Source organism: Plantactinospora sp. B24E8, assembly GCF_039871735.1.
GTDB lineage: Bacteria > Actinomycetota > Actinomycetes > Mycobacteriales > Micromonosporaceae > Plantactinospora.
Window position 1 is genome coordinate 78,150 of the sequence record NZ_JBDPMH010000031.1, and the last position, 8,606, is coordinate 86,755.

10 protein-coding genes and 2 pseudogenes are annotated in these 8,606 nt (G+C 68.8%); 2 read left to right on the top strand and 10 right to left on the bottom strand.

Annotation, left to right across the window (positions count from 1 at the left end):
• Positions 1-196 precede the first annotated feature (196 nt).
• From ABGB21_RS29605 to ABGB21_RS29620, 4 genes and pseudogenes are all read right to left on the bottom strand, one after another.
• Entirely contained in the window at positions 197-745 is a 549-nt protein-coding gene (locus ABGB21_RS29605; protein ID WP_347656321.1) for a sigma factor-like helix-turn-helix DNA-binding protein, read from the bottom strand.
• Positions 746-938: 193 nt separating this feature from the next.
• Positions 939-1,106: pseudogene (locus tag ABGB21_RS29610) on the bottom strand (sigma factor); the annotation flags it as partial.
• The gene (locus tag ABGB21_RS29615; RefSeq protein ID WP_347656330.1) at positions 1,103-1,396 is read right to left on the bottom strand and encodes a hypothetical protein; all 294 of its coding nucleotides are present in this window, start codon (positions 1,394-1,396) and stop codon (positions 1,103-1,105) included. The pseudogene ABGB21_RS29610 and the gene ABGB21_RS29615, both read right to left, overlap by 4 nt.
• Positions 1,296-2,063 (bottom strand): FAD-dependent oxidoreductase, encoded by a 768-nt coding sequence (locus ABGB21_RS29620; protein ID WP_347680529.1) that lies wholly within the window; start codon positions 2,061-2,063, stop codon positions 1,296-1,298. The genes ABGB21_RS29615 and ABGB21_RS29620 overlap by 101 nt, the downstream gene beginning before the upstream one ends.
• 50 nt (positions 2,064-2,113) lie before the next feature.
• Between ABGB21_RS29620 and ABGB21_RS29625 the strand changes: the two genes are divergently transcribed.
• Both ABGB21_RS29625 and ABGB21_RS29630 read left to right on the top strand, forming a co-directional pair.
• On the top strand, positions 2,114-2,689 hold the full coding sequence (locus ABGB21_RS29625) for an MFS transporter (RefSeq protein WP_347658641.1): 576 nt from the start codon (positions 2,114-2,116) through the stop codon (positions 2,687-2,689).
• A gap of 127 nt (positions 2,690-2,816) precedes the next feature.
• Positions 2,817-4,226 carry an NF041680 family putative transposase gene (locus ABGB21_RS29630; RefSeq protein ID WP_347658642.1) on the top strand — a complete coding sequence of 470 codons (1,410 nt, stop codon included), beginning with the start codon at positions 2,817-2,819 and terminating at the stop codon, positions 4,224-4,226.
• Here ABGB21_RS29630 and ABGB21_RS29635 read toward each other — a convergent pair.
• From ABGB21_RS29635 to ABGB21_RS29660, 6 genes and pseudogenes are all read right to left on the bottom strand, one after another.
• On the bottom strand, positions 4,198-4,989 hold the full coding sequence (locus ABGB21_RS29635) for a TnsA-like heteromeric transposase endonuclease subunit (RefSeq protein ID WP_347680531.1): 792 nt from the start codon (positions 4,987-4,989) through the stop codon (positions 4,198-4,200). The genes ABGB21_RS29630 and ABGB21_RS29635 overlap by 29 nt on opposite strands.
• A 160-nt stretch (positions 4,990-5,149) precedes the next feature.
• Positions 5,150-5,914, bottom strand: coding sequence for an SDR family NAD(P)-dependent oxidoreductase (locus tag ABGB21_RS29640; RefSeq protein WP_347658638.1), 765 nt, complete (start codon positions 5,912-5,914; stop codon positions 5,150-5,152).
• Between the two features lie 31 nt (positions 5,915-5,945).
• Positions 5,946-6,386 (bottom strand): MarR family transcriptional regulator, encoded by a 441-nt coding sequence (locus ABGB21_RS29645; protein WP_347658637.1) that lies wholly within the window; start codon positions 6,384-6,386, stop codon positions 5,946-5,948.
• Entirely contained in the window at positions 6,383-6,952 is a 570-nt protein-coding gene (locus tag ABGB21_RS29650; RefSeq protein ID WP_347658636.1) for an NAD(P)H-dependent oxidoreductase, read from the bottom strand. Before ABGB21_RS29650 ends, ABGB21_RS29645 begins: the two co-directional genes overlap by 4 nt.
• A gap of 639 nt (positions 6,953-7,591) precedes the next feature.
• Positions 7,592-8,257, bottom strand: coding sequence for a tyrosine-type recombinase/integrase (locus ABGB21_RS29655; protein ID WP_347658635.1), 666 nt, complete (start codon positions 8,255-8,257; stop codon positions 7,592-7,594).
• A 135-nt stretch (positions 8,258-8,392) separates the two neighbouring features.
• Positions 8,393-8,606, bottom strand: a pseudogene (locus ABGB21_RS29660) (IS982 family transposase); the annotation flags it as partial.

An 8,606-nucleotide genomic window follows, 5' to 3' on the forward strand; every position in this document is an offset into this window, starting at 1 on the left:
CCCACCCCACCGGCCGCATCCTCTGGGTCCGAACGCCGCCGTTTCGGCAGGTCCGCGTATCAACGGTCGCACGTACTGGCGAAGTCCCGACACAAGAAACCGGGGGACGTCCCTCGTTACTTCCACGTCGTCTCCCGGGGCTGTCGCCGAGCTCACCAGCCTCCTCGCGCCCGGCGACAGCATGCGGTGACGACGCTCACCGCCCTCCGAGGTGGTAAGCGGTACCGTTGGCGACGGCCTGGAGCTTGTCCGGGTTGGCCACGTTGTGGGCGGCGGTGATACGACCGTCGGCGTCGAAGTCGAAGGTGACGGTGGCGATCACGCCTGCCGGTCCGCTGAACACGATGCCCGGCCCACCGTTGAGCTCGACGAGTTCGGCTTTCATATCGGCGGGCTCGACGCCCTGGTAGGTGACGGTGCCGATGGCCGCGAACCAGGCGGCCACCGTGGCCGCGCCCACCACCGGGTGCAGGGCCTGGCGGACCTTGCCGCCGCCGTCGGTCCACAGGGTGACGTCCGGGGCGAGCAGTTCCAGCAGGGCGTTGACATCACCGCCGGTCGCAGCGGCGAAGAACCGCTCGGTGGCCACGCGCTGCCGCGACCGGTCGGCGGCGAAGCGCGGCCGCCGAGCCCGCACGTGCTCGCGGCCGCGGTGCGCGGCCTGCCGCACCGCGGCTTCGGAACGCTCCACAGCTTCGGCGATCTCGGCGTGGCTGAAGTCGAAGACCTCCTTCAGGACAAACACCGCGCGCTCCAGGGGGCTGAGCGTCTCCAGCGGCCATCGACACCGACTCGGCGTCCGTGACGACCTCGGAGGCATCCCCTCCGGTGAGGATGGGTTCCGGCAGCCACGGCCCCACATAGGTCTCCCGCCTGTGCCGGGTGGAGCGCAACCGTTCCAGAGCCAGGTTCGAGACGATGCGCGTCAGGTACGCCTTGGGGGCGGCCACCTGCGAGCGGTCGGAGGCGGACCACTTGATCCAGGCGTCCTGGACCGCGTCCTCGGCGTCGGCAGCGCTGCCGAGGAGACGGTAGGCCACGGAGAACAGCAGCCGCCGGTGCTCGTGGAAGACCTGCTGCTCGGGGTGGGGGGACAGGTCGGTCACTTGGCCCCCGGGAGCCGGGTGAAGCGGCTCCCGCGGGGCCAGAACGCGCCCGAGGCGGGCATCTTCTTCATGCGGCCGTAGGTCGGCCAGGGCGAGGCGGTCACCGTCTCCTTGTACCGGACGGCGATGCGGCCGGTCAGGCAGACCCGGCGCGGGCTGTCATCGGGCCGGGTGAACTGCACCACGGCGTCACCGCGTCCCAGGCTCACCGGCGTGTGGTAGTAGCCGAAGCGGAACGGCTTGGGCTGCCTGCCCCTGAGTACCCGGTCGATCGACAGCGCGGCGTGCACCCCGGTCGGCATACCGCCCTGGCAGGTGCCGCATGACGCCGTAGCCCTGGCGGATCGCGGCCGCGTCGCCGATCGCGTACACCTCGCGGTGGGACACCGACCGCAGCGCGGCGTCGGTGACGATGCGTCCGTACCCGTCGACGGTCAGCCCGGCAGCGGCCGCCAGCGGCGATGTCCGCGTGCCGCTCATCCACAGAACCGCGTCGGCCGCAATGCTCTCCCCACCCGCCAAACCGGCTTCACCGACGAGTTCTCCTCGTCGCCGCGTACGAGCGCATCGACCGCGCCGTCCTCCAGCGGCGCCTGCTGCTCGCGCTAGGCACCAACATGGGCGTCCGGCCTGCCGGGCGGAGCCGGCCAGGAACCCGGGGACCCGGCCAAGGCCGCGGCCGCCATCCTCACCGCGCTGGACGCCGACGAACCGCCGCTGCGTCTGCCACTGGGCAACGACGCCACCGACGCGATCATCGACCACCTCGACCGTGCCCGCACCGAACTCCAATCCTGGGAAAAGCTCACCCGCTCCACCGACTTCGACAACTGACGGCCCTCCGGCCGCCCCGCCTTTCGTCCCGCCGCCGTCCCCGCGCCCGGCGCGGCGGCGGGGACCTGTCGCGCGCGAGGCGCGGCTTCCCGTTGCAGGCCGGTTTGTCCAGGTGGCCGCCATCGCCCCCCGTACCGGTCACGTACCTCCCCGAACGTCTCAGGAGTGCCCTCATGAGATCGCTGCAAGCGTCCTCCATCGCCTCCCGCACTGCAGGCCCGGCCCGGGGCGGGTCCCCCGTAGTGCTTGGCGCCGCCATGCTGGGCTTCTTCCTTATCTCGCTGGACGCACTGATCGTCACCGTCGCCCTGCCCGACATCGGCCGCAGCCTTGGCGGCGGCATGTCCGGGCTGCAGTGGGTGGTGGACGGCTACACCCTCGTCTTCGCCGCCCTGATGCTCTCTGCCGGCGCAGTGTCCGACCGCATCGGCGCCCGGCGGGCGTACGGCGGCGGGCTGGTCCTCTTCGCGCTGGCCTCGGCCGCCTGCGGGCTGGCACCCGGCCTCGGCGTGCTGGTGGCCGCCCGTCTCGTGCCGGGCGGTGCGGCCGCGGTAATGATGCCGGCGTCGCTGGCCCTGGTCCGGCAGGGCTTTCCCGACCAGGCCAAGCGGGCGCGGGCGATCGCCGTGTGGACCGTGGGCGGGGCCGTCGCGGTGGCGGCCGGGCCGGTCCTAGCTTGTTCTTTAACCTCGGCCGTTGGCGCTCGGTTCGGTCCTGGGTGGACTTCGGCGTGTCGGTGCTCGACGTGAGGCGGCCACCGTCTGATGATCTTCCGGTTCCTGGCAGAACATGAAGATCAAGGCGGTGGCCGTGGCCACGATTCTGGACTACCTGGGCGGTCTGGTGCTACCCGGCACTCCGGCGGCCGGGTCAGCGATTGATCCGGCGAAGGTGTTGGCGGATTTCCGTCGGGACCTCTACGGCTGCCTGACCGCCCGGGCGGACGCGTTGTTCGAGTTGACTGACGCGGTCCTGTGCACCGACGGGCCGGTACACAGCCTGGTCGATCTGTCGCTTGCGGCGGAGCACCGGCGGGGGCACGGCGCCTTGTACGACGGGTTGAACGGCGGCCGGATCGACATCGGCCGGCTACGGGTGAGGCTGGCCGGCCTGCCACTTCCGAGGACCACAGACGGGCGGATCGTCCTGGCCGTCGATGTCAGTAACTGGCTACGCCCGGACGCGTCGACCTCGCCCGACCGGCTGTTCTGCCACGTCTACGGTCGGGCGAAGGGGCAGGCCCAGATGATTCCTGGATGGCCGTACTCGTTCGTCGCCGCGTTGGAGTCCGGCCGCACCTCCTGGACACAGGTCCTGGACGCGGTACGACTCGGTCCGACCGACGACGCCACCGCCGTGACCGCCGACCAGCTACGCGGCGTCGTGGACCACCTCGTCGAGGCCGGGCACTGGCGCACCGGCGACCCACCGATTCTGATCGTCGCCGACACCGGCTACGACATCACCCGACTCGCCTGGGTCCTGGCCGACCTACCTGTTGTGCTGCTGGGCCGTATCCGCTCCGACCGGGTACTACGACTACCGAAGCCACCCCGACCAGAGGCAGCGATCGGACGGCCGCCCAAACACGGACCCGAGTTCCGCCTGGACGACCCGGACACCTGGCCGGCGCCGCAGCACCAGACCACCACCGAGACCACCCGCTACGGCACCGCCAACACCGCCAGCTGGGACCGGCTGCACCCACGGCTGACCCGCCGCACCTGCTGGATCGACCATGGCGCTGACCTGCCAGTCATCGAGGGCACCCTCATCCGGCTACAGGTTGACCATCTGCCCGGCGACCGGAACCCGAAACCGGTATGGCTGTGGTGCTCCGAGATCGGCGCGGGTGAGGCCGATCTCGACCGGTGGTGGCAGTCGTTCCTACGCCGCTTCGACCTGGAACACACGTTCCGCCTGTTCAAACAGACCCTGGGCTGGACGCGTCCGAGGATCCGCACACCCGATGCCGCCGACCGCTGGACTTGGCTGATCATCACCGCCTACACACAACTCCGCCTCGCCCGGCCCCTCGCCGCCGACCTGCGCCGCCCGTGGGAACGACCCACCGGGCAAGACCGGCTGACCCCCGCCCGGGTCCGCCGAGGGTTTCGGAACCTCCGCGCGACCAGCGCTCTGCCCACCGGCGCACCGAAACCCGCGCGACCAGGCCCCGGACGTCCACCAGGCTCACGAAACCGTAAACCAGCGCCCCGGCATGACGTCGGGAAAACCGTCAAGCGTGACCGGACGATCACCGCCCGGAAACAACGCATAGCTTAAAAAACAAGCCTAAGCCACGCCCATCACCGGCCGCGCTGCGGACCACCGTCCGGTCGCCCAGCACCAACGACAGGTCCACCACCAACTCACCCCGCCAGATCAGGTGGAACAGCACGGGCAGCACCGCGATCGGATCCCCGACCAGTTCGGCGCCTTCCATCAACGCCCGCGGCCGCGCGAACACCTCTCGCAGCCGGCCCGCGACCTGCTCATCGAAGCAGCGAGGATGCCGGTACCCGGCTAGCCACCGCAGGTTCCCCGCGACCAGCGGATCCAGCACGTCCCACACCACGTAGTCCCAGCCCAGCAGCCGACACGCCTGCCCGGTCACGGTGAACGCGGCGACATCGCGGTCCCGGACCCGCGTACCCGGCCGGGAGTCCACCACCACCGCCCCGCCATCGGCGAGCCGGGCGAAGAAGTCCGGCGCGTGCCGACGCTCGGCCCGGTCCTCACCCCGCCACAGCAGCCAAAACGGCTGGGAGGCGATCCCGACCACCGCCCGGTCGAAGTCCAGCGCCACCAGGTGGTCCCGCTCGACCCACGACTCGTACCCGACGTGCCGGCGCATCGTCGCCGACCAGTACAGGCCCGGGTAGTGCCGCTGCCCCCGGTACGAGGGGAACCGGCGCACCGGCCGACCCCACTCCAACCCGACCCCGGCCAGTCGATCCCACCCGCCCCGCGACTCCACCCCATCGGCGTCGACGTAGACCGCCTCAAATTCGCCGCCCGGCCGGGCTTCCACAAGCGACTTAGACATCACGCCGCACATCATCCTGGCTGTTGAATGTCAGTGCCAGAGCTGGCCAGGGGCTGCGCTGGTCGACCTGGAGTGAGGCCAACTCCACTGAGATTGATCACGTCTGTGGTCTCAGTGGAGTTGGCCTTTGGGTGCTGTGGGGGCTCGGATCCGGTGGTGGTCAGCCTGGGCTGAGGAAGTGGCCGTCGGTGCGGATGGCTTCGCCGGTGGTGTTGGTGTTGGCGGCGGAGCAGAGGAAGACGATCATGCGGGCGACGTCGTCGGGGTGGGTGACCTGCCGGGTCGCGGCGGCTTCTCGGGCCTTGTCGATGAGTTGCGGTGGCATCTGCTTGTCAGCGGGGGTGAAGCCGGGCATGACGACGTTGGTGAGGATGCCGGCGGCGGCCAGTTCCCGGGACATGACACGGGTAAGACCGTGCAGCCCTGCCTTCGCGGCGACGTAGGACACGTTGCCGGGGAAGCCGTCCTCGACCAGGCCGGTGGAGACATTGACGATACGACCCCAACCGCGTTCACGCATGTCACCGACGACCGCGCGGGCCAGGAGGTAGGGGCCGACGAGGTTGGCGTTGACCGATGAGATGACGCGTTGGGGCGGCGCGGTCTCGAACAGCTCCCCCGGCTCCGGCCAGGACGGCCACTGCACCGCGTTGTTGACCAGGACGTCGATCGGGCCGAGTTCCTGTCGGGCATTTTCGACCGCTGCCTGCAGCGAGTCGGATTGGTCAAGGTCGAGTGGCCAGGCCATCGCGTGCGCGCCGCGCTGTTGAGCCAACGCGACGGTTTCGTCGGCCGCTTCCCGGTTGGTGTGGTAGCCGACGGCGATCTGTGCTTTCTCGTCGGCGAAGGCCAGCGCGGTGGCCTTACCAATGGCTGAGCTCGCGCCGGTTACCAGTACGACCTTGCCGGCCAGACCGAGTTCCATGTTTCTCCCGTGGTTGATGGGCTTGCGCTGTTCAGGCGAGGTTGTCGTGGATCTTTTGCAACAGGCGGGTGAGCTGTTCGGTCTCGGACTGGGTGAGTCCGTTCGTGGCTGCGGCCTCGGCATCCGCCCAGGCGGCGAGGATGGCCTCGACCACGGCTTGGCCCTGTTCGGTGAGCCGTAGCCGGATCACCCGGCGGTCATGCGGGTCGGGAGTGCGTTCGACGAATCCGGTGCGCTCCATGCGAGTGGTCGCCTTGGCAATGGTGGGTTGTTCCATGCCGATGCGCCCGACCAGTTCCGCCTGGGTGGTGCCCGGATGCTGATGAATGTCGATGATGAGAAGTTCCTGGCCCAGGTGCAGACCCAGTTGTGTCATCCGGTGCTGCATCTCGTTGCGGTGCGCTCTGGTGGCCAGGGCAAGCGCGTAGCCGACGGGACCCGTGGCCGCGGCGATCTCGCGGCCGGCGGTCATGTCGAGGCCAGCTGGTGGGCGTCGCTAACCCGGCTGAGTACCCGCTGCCACAGTTCGGAGATCTCACGCAGCGGGTCCTCGCCGATGAGAGTGCCGTTGTTGTCGAAATAGCTATGCGCTGACCCGATCGCCACGTTGAGATCGGTGATGACCTCGGCGCCGGCACGATGCAGGAACTCGGCCAGTTGCAGCTGGGCGAAGGCGCCACCGAACCTCTGCGGTGACGCGCTCATCAGTGCCACCGGCTTGCCGACCAGCGGCCGGGGCGGTGCCAGGATTGACAGCCAGTCGACTACGTCTTTCAGACCGCCCGGGATGCTTCGGTTCAGTTCAGGTGTCACCAACAGCAGAACGTCAGCGGCCGATACGCGTTCGCGCAGCGTGCTGACGGTCGCCGGGAACGGTTGCCCGCGGGTCGCGTCAACGCGGGGGAGGTGGGCGTAGTCGTCCCACATCTCCACCTTGAACGGGTCACCAGCCAGATCTTGCGCGGCCCGCAGGAGCGCCCGGTTGAGGGACTCCTCCCGGGTGCTCCCGCAGATCGCCAACACGTCGATTTGCTCCATAGCCGGCAATGTTATAGCCGGCTATGGAAATTTCCAAACGGCCCAGCCAGGGAGGCCCCCGAGCCTCCCCAGCGAAGCGAGATCCACTGAGGCCGAACCAGATCTCGGCAAAAAACTGAGAACCGGCCACCTTCAACGAGACCCAACACTGCTGGCCAACTTGATTGAGAAACTGGCCACCCCTGCGGCCAGGACGACTGAGAAGCGGTCAACTCGATCGAGAACTGACACTCGTCGCGCAGCCGTAAGAAACGCCCCAACCGGTCGTAGCGCGGCTCAATTATCGGATTGCGATTACCGGTAATCCAATAATTGAGCCCCCGGCCCCTGATCTGCCGGAGTCGGAGCACGGGAAGGGGAGCACCATAATGACGATTATTTGGCGTAAAGGCTCAGGCTGGTGTGCAACGGCCGGCGGCGTACCCGTAACCCGGCCCGTCTGAAACGACACCAAAACGTCAGTGGTCCACGACACGATCTGTCAGTAGGAACGACAGGATTCGTCAGTGGGTACGACACGTTTCGTCAGCGCTTCGATCTGGTAGCGCAGTCCGCGCGTTGCTGGCACACAGGCAGGAGCGGCCTGCCCCTCCTTGGAGTAGCGGTAGGAGACCTGTAACGAGCCGCCGAACCGGGGAATCAGCCGGTAGGGGCGAGAGTGGCGCCGACGAGGTAGGTGGCGTCGCGGTTCAGGTTGCGCCGGTCGCGGTCGTAGCGGCGGGTGGTGGTGGGGCTGGCGTGGCCGAGCGCGTCCTGCAGGTCACGGAGGTTCCCACCGGCGTCAAGGTAGATGGTGGCAAAGGAGTGCCGGAGCGAGTGTGGGGACAGATGCTGCCAGCTGGGAATCTGGGCTGCCTTGGCGAGCCGGCGCACCAGGCGGAACAGGGCGGGCTGGTCGAGACGTCGTCCGCTGCTGGTGGTCAATAGGGGTCCGGTTAGCTGCTCGGGTGTGATGGCCGCCGCTGCGGCGCGATGGGTTAGATACGTGTCCAGGACGGCGGCGGTGTCCGGATGCACCGCCCGGGTCATGCGGCGGTTGCCCTTGGCGGTGATACGCAGGATCCGGGGGTGGCCGCGGTCGTGACCGTAGTGAGTGACGTCGAGGGGGCATACCTCGGCCACTCGGAGGCCGACCTCCAGCAGCAGCCGGATGATCGCGCGGGTGCGGAGGGCGGCCGGATGCCGCTCGGTGTCGGCTGCCGCGATCAGCGCGCGAGCCTGGACGGCGGTCAGTCCCGTCGTGGCCGAGTGATGCGCGTCGACGGTGGGCCGGCGCACTGCGGCGATCGGGTTGCGGGCTGCCAAGTTCTCGTCGAGGGACAGCAGGTAGCAGTACCAACTGGAAACGGTGGCCAGGGCGCGGGCCCGGGAGGAGGCTGCCAGCGGACGGCCAGTCGCCGGTGAGGGCGTGGTGGCTAGACGAGTTGTTCCGAATCCCGGTCAGTGGTCGTAGGCGATCAGTGACCGGGTGACGGGTGCACCGGTCTTGTTGTTGTGCCAGATCGCGGCGGTCATCGCGAGGAGGCATTGGGCCACCCGTACGGCGACGCCGGCGAAGGTGCGTCCGCCGTGTTCCTCCAGATCAAGCTGGCCCTTGAGTGTGTCGTTGACCGACTCGATGAGCTGTCGGACCTTCTTGAGCATCGGTTCGCCG

Excerpts from the sequence above, each read along its gene's own strand:
- ABGB21_RS29620 (WP_347680529.1), bottom strand. The coding sequence starts at position 2,063 with ATGGCGGCCACCTGGACAAACCGGCCTGCAACGGGAAGCCGCGCCTCG.
- ABGB21_RS29625 (WP_347658641.1), top strand. The coding sequence starts at position 2,114 with ATGAGATCGCTGCAAGCGTCCTCCATCGCCTCCCGCACTGCAGGCCCG.
- ABGB21_RS29635 (WP_347680531.1), bottom strand. The coding sequence starts at position 4,989 with ATGTCTAAGTCGCTTGTGGAAGCCCGGCCGGGCGGCGAATTTGAGGCG.
- ABGB21_RS29640 (WP_347658638.1), bottom strand. The coding sequence starts at position 5,914 with ATGGAACTCGGTCTGGCCGGCAAGGTCGTACTGGTAACCGGCGCGAGC.
- ABGB21_RS29645 (WP_347658637.1), bottom strand. The coding sequence starts at position 6,386 with ATGACCGCCGGCCGCGAGATCGCCGCGGCCACGGGTCCCGTCGGCTAC.
- ABGB21_RS29650 (WP_347658636.1), bottom strand. The coding sequence starts at position 6,952 with ATGGAGCAAATCGACGTGTTGGCGATCTGCGGGAGCACCCGGGAGGAG.